Source organism: Streptomyces sp. P6-2-1, assembly GCF_050613165.1.
GTDB lineage: Bacteria > Actinomycetota > Actinomycetes > Streptomycetales > Streptomycetaceae > Streptomyces.
The window spans coordinates 30369-55328 of sequence record NZ_CP192513.1 but is presented as its reverse complement, the minus strand read 5'-3'; the positions used below and the strand labels follow the sequence as shown (position 1 = coordinate 55328).

General features: G+C 72.0%; 4 protein-coding genes. All 4 read right to left on the bottom strand.

All coding sequences use genetic code 11. From position 1 onward, the window contains the following. Window positions 1–162 precede the first annotated feature (162 nt). Complete coding sequence (lspA, locus tag ACQYWQ_RS00160; protein WP_431031778.1) at window positions 163–822, bottom strand: signal peptidase II; 660 nt, start codon at window positions 820–822, stop codon at window positions 163–165. Window positions 823–1041: 219 nt separating this feature from the next. After that, entirely contained in the window at window positions 1042–1257 is a 216-nt protein-coding gene (locus ACQYWQ_RS00155) for an MbtH family protein (protein WP_431031777.1), read from the bottom strand. Between the two features lie 104 nt (window positions 1258–1361). Beyond that, window positions 1362–8615 carry an amino acid adenylation domain-containing protein gene (locus tag ACQYWQ_RS00150; protein WP_431031776.1) on the bottom strand — a complete coding sequence of 2418 codons (7254 nt, stop codon included), beginning with the start codon at window positions 8613–8615 and terminating at the stop codon, window positions 1362–1364. Next, window positions 8612–24907, bottom strand: a complete 16296-nt coding sequence (locus ACQYWQ_RS00145) for a non-ribosomal peptide synthase/polyketide synthase (RefSeq protein ID WP_431031775.1) — start codon at window positions 24905–24907, stop codon at window positions 8612–8614. Before ACQYWQ_RS00145 ends, ACQYWQ_RS00150 begins: the two co-directional genes overlap by 4 nt. Window positions 24908–24960: the final 53 nt, after the last annotated feature.

Below are 24960 nucleotides of genomic sequence, written 5' to 3'. Positions count from 1 at the left end.
CTTTCCTCCAGTGTCCCGAGGGCGCCGAAGCGGCCCCACAACGCACGGAACGGTCCGGACCACGAGGGTCCGGACCGTTCACGGGTACGACGGGTACGAGAGGCGCGATCGCCCGGCGGTCACCCCGCCCGGCCGCCGAGAGCGCGCCCGAGGCCCGCCCGGTCAGCTCCCGCCGCCCTCCGACGCCGTGTCCTCGGAAGGCGCCGCCGAGGACGCCGCCGACGATTCCGCCGCCTCCGACGGCGAGGCGGGCGCCGACGACCCCGCCCCCCGTCCCTTCGTTCCGTTCAGTTCCCGCCCCGAGAAGGACAGCGCCACGACCAGCACCCCGCCGCAGACGATCGCCCAGTCCGCGAGGTTCATCACGCTGAACCCGCGCACCGAGATGAAGTCGACCACCGCACCCCTCAGACCGCCCGGCGAACGGAGCAGCCGGTCGGTGAGATTGCCGAGCGCACCGCCCAGCAACAAGCCCAGCGCCACCGCCCACGGCGCGCTGTACAGCTTCCGCGCCAGCCTGATGATCACGACGACGACGGCCACCGCGATCACCGTGAACACGAGGGTCATCGCCGTGCCCATGCTGAAGGCCGCACCCGAGTTCCGGATCACGTCCAGCTCCAGCCAGGAGCCGATCAGCTTGACGGGAGCACGGTGTTCCAGCCGCGCGACGACGAGCAGTTTGCTGCCCAGGTCGATCGCGTAGGCGATCACCGCCGCCGCCAGCAGCAGCGGGATGCGCCGCTTGCCCCGGCCCCCGGCCGATCCGCCCGTGCCCCGGCCCGCGCCGCGCGCCTGACCCACCTGCCCGGCCTCTGTCATGTCCCGCCACCTCGACGTCCGTAGTTCGCCGGCGCCCGCCCGCCGTCTCCGGTGCCGGGCCCGCGTGGGGCGGCCGGCGCCGGTACCGGCGCGCGACCGCGCCGCGCCCGTCCGGCAGCGGACGGACCCGGATCTCCCTCGTACCACACGGCCGGCCCCCGTTCCGGGCCTCCGCGAGCTTGTGCCCCCGGATCATACTGACGATTTCGGTACGAACGGTCAGTCGCTCTCCATCGCCACCACCAGCGAGCGCGGACGCATGTCGACCCAGTTCTCCTCCACGAAGTCGACGCACGCCTGCCGGGAGTCCTTGCCGAACGCGATGGTCCACCCCGCCGGTACCTCGGCGAACGCGGGCCACAGCGAGTGCTGGTTCTCGTCGTTCACCAGGACGAGGAACTCGGCGGACTCGTCGTCGAACGGGTTGCTGCTCATGGTGTTCTCCTTCTTGCTCTCGTGCTCGCTCTTGTCCCAGCACTTCTTCCGCCCGCGCCGGGTACGGCGCGGGACGCTTCCACGGGTGCTCAGGCACGGCGCCGTCAGCCCCCGATCCGACGCGCGACCACGGGACCGATCTCCCCGGCCGGGCCGCGCTTCAGCATGTCGTCGTGCGTGCAGTCCACGAGGCGCGTGTCGACCGGGCCGTCCACGTACCGCGCCCACTGAGCCTCCCGTTCCGGGCCGGTGGCCGTGCCCCCCTTCGCCACGAAGAGAGTCAGCTCACCCCGGTACGGTTCCAGCGCGACCTCGGCCGACAGGCGCCCGAAGTTCCGCACCACCGCGGCCAGCCGCCCGGTCTCCAGGCCGTCCAGCACGGCAGCGATCTCGAAATCGGATGCCCCGGCAGCGCCGGGGGCGCGTTCTCCGGGGTGCTCCGCGTGCCACTGCTCCTCAGTCCCGAAGTACTCGGCAAGCAGCCGTACGACCTCCGAACCCTCCGGCACGTCCTCGTCGTCATCCTCGGCGGCCACCGGTTCCGGTGAGGCGTCCAGGACCGCGAGGAAGCCGACCTCCTCGCCCGCCCGCTGAAGCGCCGTCGCCATCATGTGCGCGACGACACCGCCGAACGACCAGCCCAGCAGGTGGTACGGGCCGTGCGGCTGGACGGTGCGGATCTGCTCGACGTAGTCGCGCACCAACTCCTCCAGACTGCCCGGCAGTTCCTCCACGGCCCCGGTGAGGTCATGGCCCCGGAGGCCACGGGCCTGGAGCGCGTACACCGGGTGGCGCGGGCCGATGTGCCGCAGCAGAGTGGCGTAGACCCAGCCGACACCGGACACCGGATGCACGCAGAACAGCGTGGCGGCGTCCCCGGTCGCCCGCAGCGGCAGCAGCACGTCGAACGAGCCACCCCCGGCGTCCTCCCGCACGAGGGCGGCGAGCGCGGCGACCGTGGGCGCGGCGAACAGGTCCCGGATGGCCGGCTCGAACCCCAGCGTCTCCCTGATCCGGCCGATCAGCCGGGTGGCGAGCAGGGAGTGCCCGCCGAGAGCGAAGAAGTCGTCCTCCACCCCTACTGAGGGCAGCCCCAGCACCTCGGCGAACAGGCCGCAGAGCACCTCCTCGCGTGGGGTCCGCGGCCGCTGCTCCGGGCTCACGGTACGAGCCTCCGGCGCGGGTAGCGCCCTCCGGTCGAGCTTGCCGTTCGCGGTGACCGGGAGGGTGCCGAGCACGACGAACGCCGACGGCACCATGTGGTCGGGCAGGTTGCGGGCCGCCAATGTTCGCAGTGCGGCGGGGAGTTCGGGGTCGGTTGTCCCTGGTGCGGTGACGTAGGCGACGAGTCGGGTGTCGCCGGGTACGTCTTGGCGGGGGATGACGGCTGCCTGCCGGACGGTGGGGTGGGTGAGGAGGACGGTTTCGATCTCGGCGGGTTCGACGCGGAAGCCGCGCAGTTTCACTTGTTCGTCGGTGCGGCCCTCGTAGAGCAGGTCGCCGTTGGTGTTCCAGTGGGCGAGGTCTCCGGTGCGGTACATGCGTGTCCCCGGTGCCCCGTAGGGGTCGGGCAGGAAGCGGGTGGCGGTGAGTGCGGGCCTGTTCAGGTAGCCGCGTGCCAACTGGGCCCCGGCTATGTACAGTTCGCCGGTCACGCCGGGTGGTACGGGACGTAGCGCGTCGTCGAGGACGTACGCCCGCGTGTTCCAGACGGGGTGCCCGATGGGGACCGGCCGGGTGTCCGCCGGGGTGAGTGCGTGGGTGGCGGTGACATCGATGGTGGCCTCGGTCGGCCCGTACAGGTTGTGCAGCCGGACGCCGGGGAGCCGGGTGAGGCACCGCTCCGCCAGGTCGGGCGACAGGGCTTCGCCGCTGGTGATCAGGAGCCGCAGTGGGGTGTCGTCGGTGGTTTGTGGGTGGTCGAGGAAGGCCTGGAGCATGGAGGGTACGAAGTGGACGACGGTGGTGCCGGTCGTGGTGATCAGGCGGCTGAGGTAGGCGGGGTCTTTGTGTCCTTCGGGGCGGGCGATGGTCAGGGTGGCTCCGGTGATCAGTGGCCAGAAGAGTTCCCAGACGGACACGTCGAACGTGACGGGCGTCTTCTGGAGCACCCGGTCCGACGCCGTCAGGACGTACGTCTCCTGCATCCACCGGAGCCGGTTCACAAGCGAATGGTGAGCTATCAGGGTGCCCTTGGGGGTGCCGGTGGATCCGGAGGTGTAGATGGCGTAGGCGGGGTGCTGGGGGAGCAGTGGGGTGAGCCGGTCCGCGTCGGTGACCGGGGTTGTCGGGTAGGCGCTGAGGTCTGCGGTGTCCGGCGTGTGCACAGGTATGCCGGTCGTTGGGAGGTCCGCTTGGATCTCTGGGCTGGTCAGCAGGAGCGTGGGGGTCGCGTCTTCCAGCACGTACGTGGTCCGTGCGGGTGGGTTGGTGGGGTCGATGGGGAGGTAGGCGGCGCCGGTTTTGAGGATGGCGAGGAGTGTGGTGAGGAGTTGTGGTCCGCGTGGGAGGGCTACGGCGATGCGGGTTTCGGGGGCGGCGCCGTGGGTGATGAGGTGGCGGGCGAGTTGGTTGGAGCGGGCGTCGAGTTCGCTGTAGGAGGTGTTCTTGTTGTCGAAGGTGAGGGCGGGGTGGTGGGGGGTGTGGGTGGCTTGGTTGGTGAAGAGGTCGGGGACGAGTGGGGGTGGGACCGGGTGGGTGGTGTTGTTGTGGGTGTGGAGGAGGCGGGTGCGGTCTTCGGGGGTGAGGGCGTCGATCTGTGACAGGGGTGTTCCGGGGTCGGTGGTCACCGTCTCCAGGACGCGGAGGAAGCCTTGCGCCATCCGCTCGGCCGTCTCCGCGTCGAACAGATCCGTCGCATAGGTCAGACCCCCGGTGAGTTCACCGGCGCCCTGGGCGAAGGAGAATTGCAGGTCGAACTTGGCGTTGATCAGGTCGGTCCGGCCAACGCTCACATCGAGGCCGTCGAGGCCCAGTTCAGGTGCGGTGTTGTTCTGGAGGTCGACCATGACCTGGAAGAGCGGGTGGTGGTGGGTGGAGCGGGCGGGGTTGAGGGCTTCGACGACGGCTTCGAAGGGGATGTCCTGGTTTTCGTAGGCGGCGAGGTTGGTGTCGCGGACGCGGACCAGGGTTTCCTGGAAGGTGGGGTTGTCGCTGAGGTCGGTGCGGAGCACGAGGGTGTTGACGAAGAAGCCGACGAGGTCTTTCAACGTCTCGTCGGTGCGTCCGGCGACGGGTGTGCCGAGGGGGATGTCGGTGCCGGCGCCGAAGGCGTTGAGGGTGATGGCGGTGGCGGCCTGGAGGACCATGAAGGTCGTGACGCCGGTTCGGGAGGCCAGCTCGGTGGTCCTGGCGCTCAGTTCGGTGCCGATCTGGAAGTTCACCACCGCGCCCTCGTACGTCCGGCGGGTGGGGCGTGGCCGGTCGAGGGGGAGTGGGAGTTCGGCGGGTGCTCCTGCCAGTGTGGTGCGCCAGTGGTTGGTCTGGGCGGTGAGGAGGCTGTCGGGGTTGTCGGTGGTGCCGAGGTGGTCGCGTTGCCAGAGGGTGTAGTCGGCGTACTGGACGGGGAGTTCGTCCCAGGTGGGTGGGTTGCCGGAGCGGCGCTGGTGGTAGGCGTGGGAGAGGTCGTGGGCGAGGGGGGCGAGGGACCAGCCGTCGCCCGCGATGTGGTGGAGGACGACGACGAGTACGGATTCGGTGTCGTTGAGGATGCCGTGCACGATCCTGACGGGGAGGTCCTTGGTCAGGTCGAAGCCGCGGGTGGTGATCTCCTGGGTCCAGGCTTCGGCGTCCGTGCCGGGGGTGAGGTGTTCCTCGGTGAGTGCGCGTGCGGTGGCGGTCTCCGCGTCGTGGATGGTTTGTACGGGGTTGCCGTCGTGCTCCGTGAATACGGTGCGCAGTGTTTCGTGCCGGGTGATCACGTCCGTCCAGGCGGCGCGCAGGGCCTTGCCGTCGACCTCGCCGTGCAGGCGCAGCGCGAGCGGCATGTTGTAGGTCGCGGACCCGCCTTCCAGCCGGTTGAGGAACCACAGACGCTGCTGCGCGTACGACAGCGGAAGGTGCGCGGGGCGGTCGCGGCGTTCGATCGCGGGCCGGGCCGTCGTGGATGCCTTCTCGATCCGCTCGGCCAGTCCGGCGACGGTGGGAGCGGTGAACAGGTCCCGAATGGTCGGTTCGGCGTTCAGCGTCCGGCGGATGCGGCTGATCAGCCGGGTGGCGAGCAGGGAATGGCCGCCCAGGGCGAAGAAGTCGTCGTCCACGCCGACCGACGGCACCCCGAGGACCTCGGCGAACAGCCCGGCAAGCAACTCCTCCCGCAATGAACGCGGTCCGCGGCCCGCTTCGCCCGTGGGCGTCTCCGGGGCGGGCAGAGCGCGGCGGTCGAGCTTGCCGTTCGTGGTGACGGGCAGCGCGTCCAGCACGACCACGGCCGAAGGCACCATGTAGTCGGGCAGGTGCCGGGCGGCCATCTCGCGCAGGTCCCCTGCGAGCGTGGGCCGCGGGCCGCTGCCGGTCATGGTGACGTAGGCGGTGAGACGCTTGTCGTCCGGCGTGTCCTCGCGGACCACGACGGCCGCCTGAGCCACCTGCGCGTGGCGGAGCAACAGAGCCTCGATCTCGGCGGGCTCGATGCGGAAGCCCCGGATCTTGACCTGGTCGTCGGTGCGGCCGACGTAGAGGAGTTCGCCGTCCCGGTTCCAGCGGGCGAGGTCCCCGGTGCGGTACATCCGCGTTCCCGGCTGCCCGTAGGGGTCGGCGACGAAACGGCCGGAGGTCAGCGCGGGCCGGCCGAAGTAGCCGCGCGCCAGCTGGGCGCCCGCCACGTACAGCTCGCCGGTCACGCCGGGCGGCACAGGACGCAGCGCGGCGTCCAGGACGTAGGCGCGGGTGTTCCACATGGGGCGGCCGATGGGAACGGTGCCGGTGGCGGTCGTGTCGTCCGGGCCCAGCGGGTGGTCGGTGCAGCCGACGGTGACCTCGGTCGGCCCGTAGTGGTTGACCACGGCCGTGCCGGGACGGCGGCGGCGCCACTCCTGGAGCTGCGCGTACTGCACGGCCTCCCCGCCCACCATCAGTTGTCCGGTGGGTGCGCAGTCACCGCCGAGGGCATCCATGTACGCCAGATGGCTGGGGGTCGCCTTGAGGAAGGCGTACGGCTCGCGCGCGGCCAGCGCGGGCAGCTCCTCGTTCATGGTGGCGACACGGACGCAGCCGCCGCTGATCAGCGCGCCGTAGAGGCCGGTGACACCCGCGTCGAACGAGATCGAAGCGTGGTAGAGCGTGCTGCGTGTGACATCCGGGTACGCCTCAGCGCACCGCGTCACATAGTTCACGAGGTTCCGGTGCTCGATCACCACGCCCTTCGGGCGGCCCGTCGACCCGGATGTGTAGATCACGTAGGCGGGGTGGCGCGGGTCGGCGGGAGCGAGGCGCTCGGCGTCGATCACGTCGGCCGCGGCGTCACCGGCAGCCCGCGCGCCCGCGGACTCCGTTCCTGTACCGGTGACCTCCGCCACCGTCGCCGGGTCGTCGAGCACGATCACGGGCACGCCCGCCTCAGCCACCGCCCCCTGCGCGACGGATACGCACGCCTGGTCGGTGAGGACCAGGGCCGGGGCGGAGTCGCCGACCATGTACGCGATGCGGTCGGCCGGATAGCCGGGATCCACCGGGACATAGGCGGCACCCGCCTTGAGCACGGCGAGGAAGGCCGTCAGGAGATCGGCCGAGCGGTTCGCGACGACGGCGACCAGTACCTCGGGGCCCGCGCCGCGGGCGATCAGGTACCGGGCGAGCCGGTTGGCGCGCGCGTTCAGCTCGGCGTACGACAGCCGGACAGCACCGTGGGTGACGGCGGGCGCGTCCGGTGCGCGCGCGGCCTGCGCCTCGAAGAGGTCGGTGAGCGTGCCGGACGGCACCGCGTGCCCGGTGTCGTTCCACTCGGTCAGCAGCCGGCGCCGTTCCTCCGGGGCCAGCACATCGGCGCGGGAGATCCGAGCGCCGGGGTCGGCGGTGAGGGTATCGAGGACGCGGGTGAGCCGCCCGGCGATCTCCCGTGCCGTGTCCGTGTCGAAGAGGTCGAGCGCGAAGGTGAGCACCCCGCCCAGGCCGCCCGGCGCGCCGTCGGCTGCGAAGGTTTCCTCCAGCGAGAACGCCAGGTCGAACTTGGCAGGGACCGCCCCGGTGTCCACTGGTTCCGTCGTGACCCCGGGCAGCTCGAAGAACGCGGGCGGGGTGTTCTGGAGTGTCAGCATCACCTGGAACAACGGGTGCCGGGCCATGGACCGGGCCGGGGCCAGCTCCTCCACCAGCCGCTCGAAGGGCACGTCCTGGTGGGCGAAGGCGTCCAGCGACGCCTCCTTGATCCGGTCGAGCAGCTCGGTGAACGGCGGATCGCCGCCCAGGTCGGTGCGGAGCACCAGCGTGTTCACGAAGAAACCGACCAACTCGTCCAGCGCCTCGTCGGTGCGCCCGGCGACGGCCGTGCCGACGGGGATGTCGTCGCCCGCACCGAGCCGGGACAACAACACCGCCAGCGCGGCCTGCACCACCATGAACACCGTGACGCCCCGCTCGCGCGCCAGCCGCGCCGTCCGGGCGTGCACGGCTGCCGGGACGGCGACCGGCACGGTGCCGCCCTCGTGACCCGCGACCGTCGCACGCGGCCGGTCGGCCGGGAGGGACAGCTCTTCCGGCAGACCCTCCAACGCGCTGCGCCAATAGCCGAGTTGTTCGGTGAGCAGGCTCTCCGGGTCGTCCTCGGCGCCGAGCAGCTCGCGCTGCCACAGCGTGTAGTCGGCGTACTGCACGGGCAGCGGCTGCCAGACGGGCGCGCACCCGGCGCGGCGCGCGGCATAGGCGACCGACAGATCACGGGCCAGCGGCCCCGTCGACCATCCGTCGGTGGCGATGTGGTGGACCACGAGCACGAGCAGGTGCTCACCCGGACCGCACGCGAACAGCCGTGCCCACAAGGGGACTTCCGTCGCCAGGTCGAACACGTGGGCGACCGCTTCGGCCACCTCCGGAGCGGTCCCGAGGCTCGTCGACGAGGCCGGGGTGTGCTTCTGGGCCGTTCCGGCGTCCCCCGGCACGGACAGCGCCGTCACCGGCATCCGCACCGCGGCCGCCGCCTCCTCGGGTTCCAGTACGCGCTGCACGGGACGCCCGTCCACGACCGGGTACACGGTACGCAGCACCTCGTGCCGTGTCACCACGTCGACAAGGGCGGCACCCAGCGCGGCCGGGTCCAGATCGCCGGAGAGCCGGACCACGACCGGCATCGTGTACAGCGCGCTCGGCCCCTCCAACTGGTCCAGGAACCAAAGGCGCTGCTGCGCCAGCGACAGCGGGATCATCGGTTGTCCTCCTGCCGGTTCCGGGGACGCAGCGCGGGCCGGGGCCTGCGCTGCGGCTGGGCGTCGAGCCGGGCGGCGAGCGTCGCCGGCGTCGGGCTCTCGAAGAGCGTGCGCAGGGGCAGCTCGACCCCCAGGGTGGTGCGGACCCGGCTGATCAGCCGGGTCGCGAGCAGCGAGTGGCCGCCCAGATCGAAGAACGAGTCGTCGACTCCGATCCTGGCCGCGCCCAGCACCTCGGCGAACAGCCCGCACAGCACGTCCTCGCGCGGGGTGCGCGGTGCCCGGTACGGCCGGACCGGTTCCGGGGCCGGGACCGGCAGTGCGGCGGTGTCCAGTTTGCCGTTGGCCGTCACCGGCAGCCCGTCCACGACGACGACGGCCGACGGAACCATGTACGGCGGCAGCAGTCGCGTCGCCAACGCGCTGAGCGCGGTCGCGAGTTCGGTGGAGCGAAGCTCGGCGGCAGAGTGCCCCGCGTCCTCACCGCTGCCCTGGAGGGGGGCGGGTCCTGCGGGTGCCGGGCCGGTGGGCTCGGTGGGGGCCGGATCGCTGGGCACGGGCTCCGTGGGCGCGGGCTGGCGGCGGGTGACGTACGCGAGAAGCCGGGTGCCGCCGTCGGGGCCGTCCGCGCGGGCCACCACGGCGGCCTGCCCGACCGCCGGGTGCGTGAGCAGCGCGGTCTCGATCTCGGCGGGTTCGACGCGGAAGCCCCGGATCTTGACCTGGTCGTCGGTGCGGCCCATGAACACGAGGTCGCCGTCGGCGTTCCAGCGGGCCAGGTCCCCGGTGCGGTACATCCGGGTCCCCGGTGCCCCGTAGGGGTCGGCCACGAAGCGGGACCCGGTCAGGGCGGGCCTGTTCAGGTAGCCGCGCGCCAGCTGGGCGCCCGCCACGTACAGCTCGCCGGTCACGCCGGGCGGCACGGGACGCAGGGCCGCGTCCAGGACGTACGCCCTGGTGTGCGCCGTCGGACGGCCGATGGGCGGTGTACGGTCCCCGGCGGGAGGGGCGCACCGCATGAGGGTCACGGCCACCGTGGTCTCCGTGGGGCCGTAGCCGTTCCAGAACTCCCGGTCCGCCGTCGCCCAGGCATCGACCAGGCGACCGGCGGGGGCCTCACCGCCTACGGACACCAGGCGCAGCTCGGGGAGCGTGGCCGGGTCCAGCAGGGGCAGCACGGCGGGCGGCAGCTCGGCCACCGTCACCCGCGCCTCCCGCAGCAGCCGTTGCAGCAGATCGGCGTCGGTGCGCTGCTCCTCGCCGGCCAGCACCAGTGTGGCGCCCGTGGCCAGAGCCGTGAAGATCTCGAAGACCGACACGTCGAAGGTGACGGCGGCGAATCCGAGCAGCCGGGTGCCCGCGTCCACAGCGTAGGCGCTTGCGATGTCCGCGACGAAGGTACCGACCGCGCCGCGCGGGACGACGGTGCCCTTGGGCGTACCCGTCGACCCCGACGTGTACAGGACGTACGCCGGGTGCTCCGGGCGCGGCGGCGCGATCCGGTCGGTGTCGGTGACCGGGGTCGCCGGGTACCCGGCCAGAGCGGCCGGGTCCGGCGCGTGCACCGGTACGTCCGTGCCGGGCAGCCCCTCCCGGACGGCGGATGCGGCGGCGGGGTCCGTGAGGAGCAGTGCCGGGACCGCGTCGGACAGCGTGTACGCGAGGCGCGCGGGCGGGCTCGTCGGGTCGAGGGGCAGGTAGGCGGCCCCCGCCTTGAGGACCGCGAGCAGTGCCGTGACCAGCTCGGGTCCGCGCGGCAGGGCCACGGCCACCAGGGTCTCCGGGCCGGCGCCGTGGGCGATCAGATACCGGGCGAGCCGGTTCGCGCGGGCGTCCAGTTCGCCGTACGAGACCTCGGAGCCCTCGAACAGCAGCGCGGCACGGTCCGGGTCGCGTAGCGCACGCTCGGCGAACAGCTCGGCCGGGAACGGGGCCGCCGACGGCCGCACGGCCGTGTTGTACTCCTCCAGCAACAACCCCCGGTCGGCAGCGGACAGGACGCCGATGCCTGTCAGGGGTGTGTCAGGGTCGGCGGTGACCGTGCGCAGCACGCACAGGAGGCCGTCCGTCATCCGTCGGGCAGTGGCCGCGTCGAACAGGTCCGTCGCGTAGGTCAGCGCACCCGCGAACCCACCGGTCCCGCCTGCCTCGCTCATGCCTTCCGCGTCCTCGGTGAAGGAGAACTGGAGGTCGAACTTGGCGGCGTCCACCCCGGTCCCGTCCACGGTGATGTCCAGCCCGGCCAGGTGCAGCTCGGGGGTGGTGTTGTTCTGGAGGTCGACCATGACCTGGAAGAGCGGGTGGTGGTGGGTGGAGCGGGCGGGGTTGAGGGCTTCGACGACGGCTTCGAAGGGGATGTCCTGGTTTTCGTAGGCGGCGAGGTTGGTGTCGCGGACGCGGACCAGGGTTTCCTGGAAGGTGGGGTTGTCGCTGAGGTCGGTGCGGAGCACGAGGGTGTTGACGAAGAAGCCGACGAGGTCTTTCAACGTCTCGTCGGTGCGTCCGGCGACGGGTGTGCCGAGGGGGATGTCGGTGCCGGCGCCGAAGGCGTTGAGGGTGATGGCGGTCGCGGCCTGGAGGACCATGAACACCGTGACGCCGTGGGCGGCGGCCAGTGCGGACACGGCGCCGCCGAGGTCCCCGTCCAGCCGGAACCCCACCGTCGCCCCCTGATGCGTCGGCTGCGCCGGGCGTGGCCGGTCGTGGGGGAGTGGGAGTTCGGCGGGTGCTCCTGCCAGTGTGGTGCGCCAGTGGTTGGTCTGGGCGGTGAGGAGGCTGTCGGGGTCGTTGGTGGTGCCGAGGTGGTCGCGTTGCCAGAGGGTGTAGTCGGCGTACTGGACGGGGAGTTCGTCCCAGGTGGGGGTGCGGCCCGCGAGACGCTCGCCGTACGCGGCGGACAGGTCGTGGGCGAGGGGGGCGAGGGACCAGCCGTCGCCCGCGATGTGATGGAGGACGACGACGAGTACGGATTCGGTGTCGTTGAGGATGCCGTGCACGACCCTGACGGGGACGTCTTCGGTCAGGTCGAAGCCGCGGGTGGTGATTTCCTGGGTCCAGGCTTGGGTGTCCGTGCCGGGGGTGAGGTGCTCCGTGCTCAGGATGCGGTCGGCGGCGGTCTGCGGGTCGAGGATGACCTGTACCGGGTTGCCCTCGTGCTCCCCGAACATGGTCCGCAGCGTCTCGTGCCGGGTCAGCACGTCCGCCCAGGCGTCCCGCAGGGCTCTGGCGTCCACGGTGCCGGTGAGGCGCAGCGCGAGCGGCATGTTGTAGGTCCCGGACCCGCCCTCCAGCCGGTTCAGGAACCACAGACGCTGCTGCGCGTACGACACGGGCAGACGCTCGGGGCGCTCCCGCCGCGTGAGGACCGGACGCGCCGGTCCCGTCGCCGTGTCCAGCAGTACGGCCAGGGCCGAGACGGTCGGCGCGGTGAACAGATCGCGGATGGCCGGTTCGACCCCGAGGGCTTCCCTGATCCGCCCGATCAAACGGATCACCAGGAGGGAATGGCCGCCGAGGGCGAAGAAGTCGTCGTCCACGCCCACGGCGGGCAGGCCCAGCACGTCCGCGAAGAGGTCGCACAGCACCTCCTCGCGTGCGGTCCGGGGCTCCCGGCCGGGGTTTCCCGCGGGAGACCCGGGGGCGGGCAGGGCACGCCGGTCGAGCTTGCCGTTGGCCGTGACCGGGAGGACGTCCAGCGGGACGAAGGCTGAGGGGACCATGTGGTCGGGCAGGCTGCGGGCCGCCAACATGCGCAGCTCAGAGGGCAGGTGTGCGTCTGTCGTGTCTTGCGTGGTGACGTAGGCGACGAGTCGGGTGTCGCCGGGTACGTCTTGGCGGGGGATGACGGCTGCCTGCCGGACGGTGGGGTGGGTGAGGAGGACGGTTTCGATCTCGGCGGGTTCGACGCGGAAGCCCCGGATCTTGACTTGGTCGTCGCTGCGGCCGACGTAGACGAGATCGCCGTTGGTGTTCCAGTGGGCGAGGTCTCCGGTGCGGTACATGCGTGTCCCCGGTGCCCCGTAGGGGTCGGGCAGGAAGCGGGTGGCGGTGAGTGCGGGCCTGTTCAGGTAGCCGCGTGCCAACTGGGCCCCGGCTATGTACAGTTCGCCGGTCACGCCGGGTGGTACGGGACGTAGCGCGTCGTCGAGGACGTACGCCCGCGTGTTCCAGACGGGGTGCCCGATGGGGACCGGCCGGGTGTCCGCCGGGGTGAGTGCGTGGGTGGCGGTGACATCGATGGTGGCCTCGGTCGGCCCGTACAGGTTGTGCAGCCGGACGCCGGGGAGCCGGGTGAGGCACCGCTCCGCCAGGTCGGGCGACAGGGCTTCGCCGCTGGTGATCAGGAGCCGCAGTGGGGTGTCGTCGGTGGTTTGTGGGTGGTCGAGGAAGGCCTGGAGCATGGAGGGTACGAAGTGGACGACGGTGGTGCCGGTCGTGGTGATCAGGCGGCTGAGGTAGGCGGGGTCTTTGTGTCCTTCGGGGCGGGCGATGGTCAGGGTGGCTCCGGTGATCAGTGGCCAGAAGAGTTCCCAGACGGACACGTCGAAGGTGACCGGTGTCTTCTGGAGGACGCGGTCCCGCACGCTCAGGCCGTACGTGTCCTGCATCCAGCACAGCCGGTTGACCAGGGCGGCGTGCGTGATGAGTGTGCCCTTGGGGGTGCCGGTGGATCCGGAGGTGTAGATGGCGTAGGCGGGGTGCTGGGGGAGCAGTGGGGTGAGCCGGTCCGCGTCGGTGACCGGGGTTGTCGGGTAGGCGCTGAGGTCTGCGGTGTCCGTCGTGTGCACCGGTACCGTCGTGACGGGCAGGACGGCCCGAGTGGCCGTGTCGGTGAGGAGCAGGCCCGGAGTGGCGTCTTCCAGCACGTACGTGGTCCGTGCGGGTGGGTTGGTGGGGTCGATGGGGAGGTAGGCGGCGCCGGTTTTGAGGATGGCGAGGAGTGTGGTGAGGAGTTGTGGTCCGCGTGGGAGGGCTACGGCGATGCGGGTTTCGGGGGCGGCGCCGTGGGTGATGAGGTGGCGGGCGAGTTGGTTGGAGCGGGCGTCGAGTTCGCCGTAGGAGGTGTTCTTGTTGTCGAAGGTGAGGGCGGGGTGGTGGGGGGTGTGGGTGGCTTGGTTGGTGAAGAGGTCGGGGACGAGTGGGGGTGGGACCGGGTGGGTGGTGTTGTTGTGGGTGTGGAGGAGGCGGGTGCGGTCTTCGGGGGTGAGGGCGTCGATCTGTGACAGGGGTGTTCCGGGGTCGGTGGTTACCGTCTCCAGGATGCGCAGGAAGCCTTGCGCCATCCGCTCGGCCGTCTCCGCGTCGAACAGATCCGTCGCATAGTGGAGGCCGACGGCCAGTCCGTACCTGTCGCGCCCGGTGTCCGTGGACGTGAATCGCTCGGCGAAGGAGAACTGGAGGTCGAACCTGGCGATCTCCGTGCGCAGCGGCACCGTCTCGATCTCCAGCTTCGGCAGGTCGAGGTCCAGCTCCCCGTCGTTGCGGAGGTCGACCATGACCTGGAAGAGCGGGTGGTGGTGGGTGGAGCGGGCGGGGTTGAGGGCTTCGACGACGGCTTCGAAGGGGATGTCCTGGTTTTCGTAGGCGGCGAGGTTGGTGTCGCGGACGCGGGTGAGGGTTTCCTGGAAGGTGGGGTTGTCGCTGAGGTCGGTGCGGAGCACGAGGGTGTTGACGAAGAAGCCGACGAGGTCTTTCAACGTCTCGTCGGTGCGTCCGGCGACGGGTGTGCCGAGGGGGATGTCGGTGCCGGCGCCGAAGGCGTTGAGGGTGATGGCGGTGGCGGCCTGGAGGACCATGAAGGTCGTGACGCCGGTTCGGGAGGCCAGCTCGGTGGTCTTGGCGCTCAGTTCGGTGCCGATCTGGAAGTTCACCACGGCGCCCTCGTACGTCCGGCGGGTGGGGCGTGGCCGGTCGAGGGGGAGTGGGAGTTCGGCGGGTGCTCCTGCCAGTGTGGTGCGCCAGTGGTTGGTCTGGGCGGTGAGGAGGCTGTCGGGGTTGTCGGTGGTGCCGAGGTGGTCGCGTTGCCAGAGGGTGTAGTCGGCGTACTGGACGGGGAGTTCGTCCCAGGTGGGGGTGCGGCCCGCGAGACGCTCGCCGTACGCGGCGGACAGGTCGTGGGCGAGGGGGGCGAGGGACCAGCCGTCGCCCGCGATGTGATGGAGGACGACGACGAGCATGGATTCGGTGTCGCTCAGTACTCCGTGCACGACCCTGACGGGGAGGTCCTTGGTCAGGTCGAAGCCGCGGGTGGTGATTTCCTGGGTCCAGGCTTGGGTGTCCGTGCCGGGGGTGAGGTGCTCCGTGCTCAGGATGCGGTCGGCGGCCACCTCCGGGTCGAGGATCACCTGTACCGGGTTGCCCTCGTGCTCCCCGAACACGGTGCGCAGCGTCTCGTGCCGGGTCAGCACGTCCGTCCACGCGGCTCGCAGAGCCTCGCCGTCGACCTCGCCGCGCAGGCGCAGCGCGAGCGGCAGGTTGTAGGTCCCGGAGCCGCCTTCCAGCCGGTTGAGGAACCACAGACGCTGCTGCGCGTACGACAGCGGAAGGTGCGCGGGGCGGTCGTGCCGTGCGAGGGCCGGGCGGACCACGCCCGTGGCGCCGTCCATCCGGTCCGCCAGCGCGGCGACGGTGGGAGCGGTGAACAGGTCCCGAATGGCCACCTCGGAGCCGAGCGTCCGGCGGATGCGGCTGATCAGCCGGGTGGCGAGCAGGGAATGGCCGCCCAGGGCGAAGAAGTCGTCGTCCACACCGACCGACGGCACCCCGAGGACCTCGGCGAACAGCCCGGCAAGCAACTCCTCCCGCAACGAACGCGGCGCACGGCCGGACGTGCCGGTCACGGCGTCGGGGGCGGGCAGAGCGCGGCGGTCAAGCTTGCCGTTGACGGTCACGGGCAGGACGTCCAGCACGACCACGGCCGAAGGCACCATGTAGTCCGGCAGCAGTCCGCCCGCCAGCGCACGCAGTTCGGCCGCCAGACCGCCGGGCGCGGAGTCCGACACGGTGACGTACGCGATGAGGCGGGTGTCGCCGGGTACGTCCTCGCGGGGGACGACGGCCGCCTGTCCGACGGCGGGGTGGGTGAGGAGGACCGCTTCGATCTCGGCGGGTTCGACGCGGAAGCCCCGGATCTTGACCTGGTCGTCGCTGCGGCCGACGTAGACGAGATCACCGTCGGCGTTCCAGTGGGCGAGGTCTCCGGTGCGGTACATGCGTGTCCCCGGTGCCCCGTAGGGGTCGGGCAGGAAGCGGGTGGCGGTGAGTGCGGGCCTGTTCAGGTAGCCGCGTGCCAACTGGGCCCCGGCTATGTACAGTTCGCCGGTCACGCCGGGCGGTGCGGGACGCAGCGCGTCGTCCAGGACATAGGCACGGGTGTTCCACACGGGGCGCCCGACGGGCGCCTCTGCGGGCCAGTCCGACTCGGCGGGCGGCAGGGAACGAGCGGTGACGACGTGCGTCTCCGCCGGGCCGTAATGGTTGTGCAGCCGCGCATTCGTCTCCCGGCGGAAGAACTCCCGCACTGGAAGGCTGAGGTGCAGGCGTTCACCGGCCTGCATGATGTGCCGCAGGGACGACAGGTCGTGGCCGTGCTCGACAGCGGCGGCGCTCAGCGCGTCCACCATCAGGTTGGGTACGAACAGATCGGTGACGCGGTGTTCGGCCAGCCAGGCGGCGAACGCCTCCGGGTCCCGGCGGATGTCCTCGCCGGGGATGTGCAGGGTGGCACCCGTGACCAGCGTCGTCAGGATCTCCTGCACCGACACGTCGAAGCTGATTCCCGTGAACTGCGCGGTACGCCGTCCGTCATGGGCGCCCTGGACCCCGCCCTCCTGGCCACCGAACTCCGCCGCGTGCCAGCGCAGCAGGTTCACGACGGCCGCGCCGGGCATGGTGATGCCCTTCGGGGTGCCGGTGGAGCCGGACGTGTGAATGACGTAGGCCGGATGCTGAGGGCGCAGCGGCGCCACCCGGTCAGCGTCGCTGACCGCGGTGGCGGGGAACGCGGCCAGGTCGGCGGGGCCCGGGGTGTGCACCGGCACACCGGCGACTGGCAGCCCGGTGCGGGTGCCCGGGTCGGTGAGCAGCAGCGCCGGAGCAGCGTCCGCCAGCAGCCGGGCGATGCCGGCCGAGGGGCGACCCGGGTCGACGGGCAGGTAGGCGGCCCCCGCCTTGAGGACCGCGAGCAGTGCCGTGACCAGCTCGGGTCCGCGCGGCAGGGCCACGGCGACCAGCGTCTCGGGGCCGGCGCCCTGGGCGATCAGATAACGCGCGAGGCGGTCGGAGCGGGCGTCCAGTTCCCCGTACGAGACCTCCGCTCCCTCGCACACCAGCGCAGGACGCTCCGGCGTGCGGGCGGCCCGCGCGGTCAGCAGCTCGGGCAGCAGCGCGTCACTGGTGGCGTGGCCGGTCGCGTTGTACGCGTCCAGCAGTCGGCTCCGTTCGGCCGACGTGAGGACATCGATCGCCGTGAGGGATGTGTCCGGGGCGACAGTCACTGTGTCCAGAACGCGCAGGAAACCGTCGGCCAGCCGCTCGGCGGTCGCCGCGTCGAACAGGTCCGTCGCGTAGTACAGCAGCGCCGACAGGCCCTCGGGGCCGGCCGTGTCCCCGCTGCGGACCAGCTCCTCCGCGAAGGAGAACTGGAGGTCGAACTTGGCGGCGTCCACCCCGGTCCCGTCCACGGTGATGTCCAGCCCGGCCAGGTGCAGCTCGGGGGTGGTGTTGTTCTGGAGGTCGACCATGACCTGGAAGAGCGGGTGGTGGTGGGTGGAGCGGGCGGGGTTGAGGGCTTCGACGACGGCTTCGAAGGGGATGTCCTGGTTTTCGTAGGCAGCGAGGTTGGTGTCGCGGACGCGGGTGAGGGTGTCGTGGAAGGTGGGGTTGTCGCTGAGGTCGGTGCGGAGCACGAGGGTGTTGACGAAGAAGCCGACGAGGTCTTTCAACGTCTCGTCGGTGCGTCCGGCGACGGGGGTGCCGAGGGGGATGTCGGTGCCGGCGCCGAAGGCGTTGAGGGTGATGGCGGTGGCGGCCTGGAGGACCATGAACACCGTGACGCCATGCTGCTTCGCCAGCCGTGAGACAGCGTCGTAGCGCTCCTGAGGGATGCGGAAAGCGACCGTGGCGCCCGCGTGCGTCGGGTGTGCGGGGCGTGGCCGGTCGAACGGGAGCGGCAGCTCTGCGGGTGCTCCTGCCAGTGTGGTGCGCCAGTGGTTGGTCTGGGCGGTGAGGAGGCTGTCGGGGTTGTCGGTGGTGCCGAGGTGGTCGCGTTGCCAGAGGGTGTAGTCGGCGTACTGGACGGGGAGTTCGTCCCAGGTGGGGGTGCGGCCCGCGAGACGCTCGCCGTACGCGGCGGACAGGTCGTGGGCGAGGGGGGCGAGGGACCAGCCGTCGCCCGCGATGTGGTGGAGGACGACGACGAGCATGGATTCGGTGTCGCTCAGTACTCCGTGCACGACCCTGACCGGGAGGTCCTTGGTCAGGTCGAAGCCGCGGGTGGTGATCTCCTGGGTCCAGGCTTCGGCGTCCGTGCCGGGGGTGAGGTGCTCCGTGCTCAGGATGCGGTCGGCGGCCACCTCCGGGTCGAGGATCACCTGTACCGGGTTGCCCTCGTGCTCCCCGAACATGGTCCGCAGTGTCTCGTGCCGGGTCAGCACGTCCGTCCACGCGGCTCGCAGAGCCTCGCCGTCGACCTCGCCGCGCAGGCGCAGCGCGAGCGGCATGTTGTAGGTCGCGGACCCGCCCTCCAGCCGGTTGAGGAACCACAGACGCTGCTGCGCGTACGACAGCGGAAGGTGCGCGGGGCGGTCGCGGCGCTCGATCGCGGGCCGGGCCGTCGCGGATGCCTTCTCGATCCGCTCGGCCAGTCCGGCGACGGTCGGCGCGGCGAACAGGTCCCGAATGGCCACCTCGGAGCCGAGCGTCCGGCGGATGCGGCTGATCAGCCGGGTGGCGAGCAGGGAATGGCCGCCCAGGGCGAAGAAGTCGTCGTCCACACCGACCGACGGCAGACCGAGGACATCAGCGAACAGCCCGGCCAGCAGCTCCTCCCGCACGGTGCGCGGCCCGCGGCCGGCCACGCCCGTTACCGTCTCGGGCGCGGGGAGCGCCGCCCGGTCGAGCTTGCCGTTGGCCGTCACGGGCAGCGCGTCCAGTACGACCACCGCCGACGGCACCATGTACGCGGGCAGCCGGTCCCGCAGCGCCTCCCGCAGCAGCTCGGGCAACGCCTCTCGCGACGGCCCGCTCTCCTCCCCGGGGGCCTGCGGGCTGTCGTCCTGCACCACGTACCCGGTGAGGCGGACGTCTCCGGGGCGGTCCTCGCGGACGATCACCACGGCCTGGCCGACCCCGGGCCGGTCCAGCAGAGCCGTCTCGACCTCCCCCGCCTCGATACGGAAGCCGCGCAGCTTCAACTGACCGTCCGCACGGCCCTCGTAGACCAGATCGCCGTCCGGGTCCACCCGGGCCAGGTCCCCGGTGCGGTACATCCGAGCCCCCGGCTCCCCGTAGGGGTCGGCGACGAAACGGGACGACGTGAGCGCGGGGCGGCCCAGGTAGCCGCGGGCCAGACCCGGCCCCGCGAGGTACAGCTCGCCCACCACACCGTGCGGGACGGTGCGCAGCGCCGCGTCCAGGACGTAGGCACGGGTGCCCGCCACCGGCGTACCGATCGGGGGCGTGCCGGCGCCGGTGAGGTCGCCGCTGGTGGTGGCACAGATGGTGGCCTCCGTCGGCCCGTACGCGTTGAGCATGCGGCGGCCCTGCCGCCAGCGGGCCACCCGCTCGGCCGGGCATGCCTCGCCGCCGACCAGCAGAGTGCGGAGGCCGGGTACGGCTTCGGGACGGACGCCCGCGAGCACCGTCGGCGGGATCAGCGCGAGCGACACGTCCTGCTCCGCGAGGAACGCGGCCAGGGTGTCGCCCGCCAGGACGGTGCCTTCGGGCGGGACGACCAGGGTGGCGCCGTTCGGGAGCGCCATCAGCAGCTCCATCACCGAGGCGTCGAAACTGGGCGAGGCGAATTGCAGCACACGGGCCGACGCGTCGATCCCGAACCGTGCGGCCATGTCGGCGGTCAGTCCCGCCAGCCCGGTGTGCGTCACGACCACACCCTTGGGGGCGCCCGTGGAGCCCGAGGTATAGATGACGTAGGCGGGATGCTCCGGCAACAGCGGGCGGACCCGGTCGGTGTCGACGGGGTCGCGATCGGTGCCTCCCGGGACACCCGTCCCCGCTTCCCCGGAGCCCTCCGCGTCCAGCACCAGCACCGGACCGTGCCCAGCCACCGGGCCCTCGGCGTGCGCGGAGGCGGTGACGGTGAGCGCGGGAGAGGCGTCGCCCAGCATGTACGCGATGCGCTCCGCCGGGTACGACGGGTCGAGGGGCAGGAACGCGGCGCCCGCCTTCGCCACGGCCAGCGCGACCGTCACCAGCTCGGCGGAGCGGGGCAGCGCGATCGCCACCGTGTCCTCCGGACCGATACCGAGGCCGATCAGCCGGTGCGACAGCCGGTTGGCGCGGGCGTTCAGCTCCCGGTAGACGATCCGCTCCGCCCCGGCCGACAGCGCCACCGCGTCCGGGGAAGCGGCAGCCCGCCGCTCGAACAGCTCGGGCAGCGTCCGCGCCCCGCCCAGGACCGCCGGACCGGCGGGCGTGTCCCCGGCCGCCGGCCGCCGGGCGGTGCCCGCGTCCAGCACGGCCCCGCCCACGCCCAGCCGGGGGTCGGCGGTGAACTGCTCCAGCAATCGCGCCCACCGCGCCACCAGCGCCTCGACGGTCGCCCGGTCGTACAGGTCGGTGGCGTACTCGGCGACGCCGGACAGACCCGCCGGGGCACCGTCGTCGGCGAAATGCTCGACGAGGCTCAGCGACAGGTCGAACCGGGACACCCCGATGTACAGGGGCCTCCCGGAGGCTTCCAGGCCGGGCAGCGCGGTGCGCGGGTACGCCATGTTCTGGAGTGCCAACGACACCTGGAACAGTGGATGATGGCCCGCCGAGCGGTGCGGGCGCAGCGCCTCCACGACCCGTTCGAACGGCACGTCCTGATGGGCGTACGCGGCCAGGCTGTCCTGCCGCACCCGGTCCAGCAGGTCACCGAAGGCGGGATCGCCCGAGGTGTCCACGCGCAGCACGAGCGGGTTGACGAAGCAGCCGATCAGCCGGTCGACGGCCGTGTCCGTGCGCCCCGCGACCGGTGAGCCGAGCGGGATGTCGGTGCCCGCACCCAGCCGGGTCAGCAGCGCGGCCAGGCTCGCCTGGAGCACCATGAACACGGTCGCGCCGTGCGCCTCCGCGAGCGCCGCGATGCGCCCTGCGAGGTCCGCGTCGAACGCGAAGTCCACAGTCGCGCCCCGGTACGAGGAGACCGCGGGGCGCGGCCGGTCGGCGGGCAGCGTGACGACATCGGGAAGACCGGCCAAACGCTCCTTCCAATAGGTGAGTTGACGGTTGCCCGGGGCGTCAGCGGCGTCCCGGTCACCGAGCAGCGCCCGCTGCCACAGGGTGTGGTCGGCGTACTGCACCGGCAGCGGTTCCCACTCCGGTGCGGCGCCCTCCGCACGGGCGGTGTACGCGCGGAAGAGATCGTCGGCGAGCGGACTGAACGACCAGCCGTCGGCGGCGATGTGATGCAGCAGGATCAGCACCGTGCACGCGTCCGGACCGGTCTCGAAGAGGGTGACGCGCAGCGGCGGCGCGGCGGACAGGTCGAAGCGGTGGTGTGCGGCCGTCTCCAGCTCGCCCGCAAGTGCCCCGGCCTCCACCCGGCACTCACGCCACTCCACCGGCACCTGCCCCGGCGGCAGAACCCGCTGATGGGGCAAGCCCGACGAATCGACGCCGACGACCGTGCGCAACGTTTCGTGCCGGTCGGCGATGTCCTGGAACGCCCTCCGCAGCGCCACCCGGTCCACGGAGCCGGACAGAGTGAGCAGCAGCGGGATGTTGTAGGTCGGGGAGGGACCCTCCAACTGGTAGAGGAACCACAAGCTGCTCTGCGCCGGGGACAGCGGCATCGGGTCGGGGCGCTCGGCACGGGTCAGCGCGGGCCGTGCGGTGCGCCCGTGCTCGTCCAGCCAGACGGCCAGCGCGGCCGGGGTGGGCGCGTCGAACACCGCGCGCACCGGGACCTCCAGACCGAGCGAGGCACGGACCCGGCTTCCCAGCCGGGTGGCGCTCAGCGAGTGCCCGCCCAGGTCGAAGAAGGACGCGTCGACACCGACCGACTCCACGCCCAGCACCTCGGCGAACAGCGCGCACAGCAGCCGTTCCCGGTCATCGCGCGGCTCCCGCGAGGGACCGTCCGGGGCGGACGCGGGAGCAGGAAGGGCGTGGGTGTCCAGCTTGCCGCTGGGAGTGAGGGGCAACGCGTCCACACACACCACGCGGGACGGGACCAGCGGGCCCGGAAGCAGGCGCGCGGTATCCGCACGCAACTCCGCCTCGGTGACCTCGTGGCCGGCGGCGGGCACCACGTAGGCGATCAGCCGGTGCGTGCCGTCGTTGTCCGGACGGGCCACGACGGCGGCCGAACCGATTCCCGGGTGCGCGAGCAGCGCGGCGCGCACCTCGCCGGGCTCGACCCGCACCCCCCGGATCTTCACCTGGTCGTCGGCACGGCCCACGTACAGCAGGGTGCCGTCCTCCCGGCGGCGCACCAGGTCACCGGTGCGGTACATGCGCGTCCCTGCCGGGCCGAACGGGTCCGCGACGAACCGCTCGGCGGTCAGCGCGGCCCTGCGGTGATACCCGCGCGCCAGCTGGTCACCGGCGAGGTACAGCTCCCCCGCCACACCTTCCGGCACCGGGCTCAACGCCTCGTCCAGCACGTACAGGCGGGTGTTCCACACCGGGCGGCCGATGGGCACCGGGTCCGCAGAGCCGGTACGGCGCAGCCGCCCGGAGGCGGTCACATCGACCGTGGCCTCGGTCGGGCCGTACAGGTTGCGCAGGTCCACGTCGAGCTGGTCGAGCAGCGCGTCCCGCAGTACGGGCGTCAGCGCCTCGCCGCTGCACATCACCAGCCGCAGACTGCCGCAGGAGCGGGCCAGGCCCTCCCGGACGAACTCCTCCAGCATGGATGGCACGAAATGCACGACGGTGACCCGTTCCGCGCCGATCACCGAGGCCAGGTAGGCCGGATCGCGGTGCCCGCCGGGCGCGGCCAGCACCAGTGTCGCGCCGGTCACCAGTGGCCAGAACAGCTCCCACACGGATACGTCGAAGCTGGCCGGGGTCTTCTGGAGGACTCGGTCGACTCCGGTCAGACCGTACGCGGACTGCATCCACAGCAGCCGGTTGACCAGCGCGGAGTGGGTGACGACAACACCTTTGGGCCGGCCCGTGGACCCCGAGGTGTAGATCATGTACGCCGGGTGGGCGGGGCCGGCCACCCGGTGCGGCGTGCCCTGCGTGCCCACCGGGCCCTGCGCCTCCACCGTGCCCTGCGTGCCCTGCCCGCCCGTACCGTCCGCGAGCACACCGTCCTCGCCCAGCACCAGCACCCGGGTCCCGGCGGCGACCGCCGACTCCACCAGCGGGCGCAGCCCTTCGGTGGTCAGCACCACGAGAGGCGCCGCGTCGGTGAGCGTGTGGGCGACCCGCTCCCGCGGGTACTCGGGGTCGACGGGCACATAGGCCCCGCCCGCGCGGGTCACCGCCAGCGCGCCCGCCACCAGGGCGGGGGACCGGGGCAGGCACAGCGCGACGAACCGCTCGGGGCCCACGCCCTCCGCGCGCAGCCGTCCGGCGAGCGTCCCGGTCAGCGCGTCCAGTGCCGCGTACGTCGTCCCCCGTCCGTCCGCGACCACGGCGACGGCGTCGGGGCGGGCCCGAGCCTGCTCGGCGAACAGCTCCGGCAGCGTCGTCGCGGCCACCGGGTGCGCGGTCCCGCCGTACTCCGCCGCCAGCCCCTCGCGTTCGGCGTCGGACAGCACCGACAGGTCGGCGGCGCGCACGGTCGGCCCGGCCTCGCGAACCTGCCGCAACAGCGAGGCGAGCCGATCGGCCAGCCCTTCCAGATCGGCCGCCGAGTGCCGCTCCGCGTCGGCCTCGATCTCCACGCCGAGGCTCGGGCGCTGCGCGTCGATCCGCAGGTTCAGGGTGACGTCGTGCACCGGGCCGGTGCTGATGGTGCGGAACTCGGCGGCCATGTCCCCGAGCCGGAGGTCCGCGTTGAAGTTCATGATGTTGACCTCGACACCGAACAGCGGGTCGGGGCGCCCGTGCAGATGGCGGCTGTCGCGGATCAGCCACTCGTAGCGGTACCGCTGGTGCTTCATCGACGCGCGGACGGTGGCCGACATGCCGGCGGCGAGCGAGGCGAAGTCCTCACCAGGCCGCCCGGCCAGCCGCACCGGCAGGATGTTCGACATCATGCCGGGGATCAGCTTCAGCGCCGGGTCGACCCGCGCGCCCACCGGCAGCCCGATCGGCAGGTCGTAGCGGCCCGTGGTCTTCCACAGCAGCAGCGCCACATGCGTCAGCAGCACCGTCGACGTGGACACCCCGAGCTGCTCGGACAGCGCGACGATCCCGGCCGCGTCCTCCTCGGCGAACTCCCGGCGCAGCACCCGGCCGCGCGGCGCGACCCGCACCGGATGCCCGGACAAGGTCACCGCCTCGGGTCGCTCCGCCAGCCGCTCGTGCCAGAACGCGGCATCCCGCTCCCGGTCGTCGGACTCCCGGTACCCGGTGTCGGCGGCCACCAGATCCGCGACCCGGCCGAACCACCCCGCGGACACCTCGGCGCCCCACGCCAGTTCGGTGTACACCTGGCTGATCCGCACCGCGACCAGCGCGGCACCGAACGCGTCGATCACCAGATGGCTGCCGTGCAGGAAGAACAGGGCGTGCTCCGGACCGACCCGGATCAGCACGAAGCCCTTCAGGCTGCGGGCGCCCTGGTGCTCCGGCGCCCAGATGCGGTGCCGCATCCACTCCTCGGCGGCCTCCACCGGGGCGGCCTCGCCCGACAGGTCGACAAGCTCCAACTCGACCTCACCGTCGGGCGCGACGACCTGCTCGGGCTCCTCGCCCCTGACACGGACGGTGGTACGCAGTACGTCGCACTCCGCGACGGCGGTACGGATCGCGCGGCGCAGCAGTTCCACGTCGACGGTGCCGCGCAGTTCGAGGTACTCACCGATGTTGTAGACGCCGGTCGACGGCTCCACCTGCTGGGCGAGCCACACCCCGCGCTGCGCCTCGGTCAGTGGCAGCCCGTTCCCGGTCCCGGCCGGGATGACGGCCGCCGGACGGGCGGTGGTGGTGTGCGCTTCGACTGCGTCCACGTTCTTCCCACTCCTGTGTTTCACGAGCACGGTGTTTGCTGGGGTGCGGGCAC

What these genes read in the sequence shown, in the direction of transcription:
- lspA (WP_431031778.1), bottom strand. Translation starts at nt 822, where the DNA reads ATGACAGAGGCCGGGCAGGTGGGTCAGGCGCGCGGCGCGGGCCGGGGC.
- ACQYWQ_RS00155 (WP_431031777.1), bottom strand. Translation starts at nt 1,257, where the DNA reads ATGAGCAGCAACCCGTTCGACGACGAGTCCGCCGAGTTCCTCGTCCTG.
- ACQYWQ_RS00150 (WP_431031776.1), bottom strand. Translation starts at nt 8,615, where the DNA reads ATGATCCCGCTGTCGCTGGCGCAGCAGCGCCTTTGGTTCCTGGACCAG.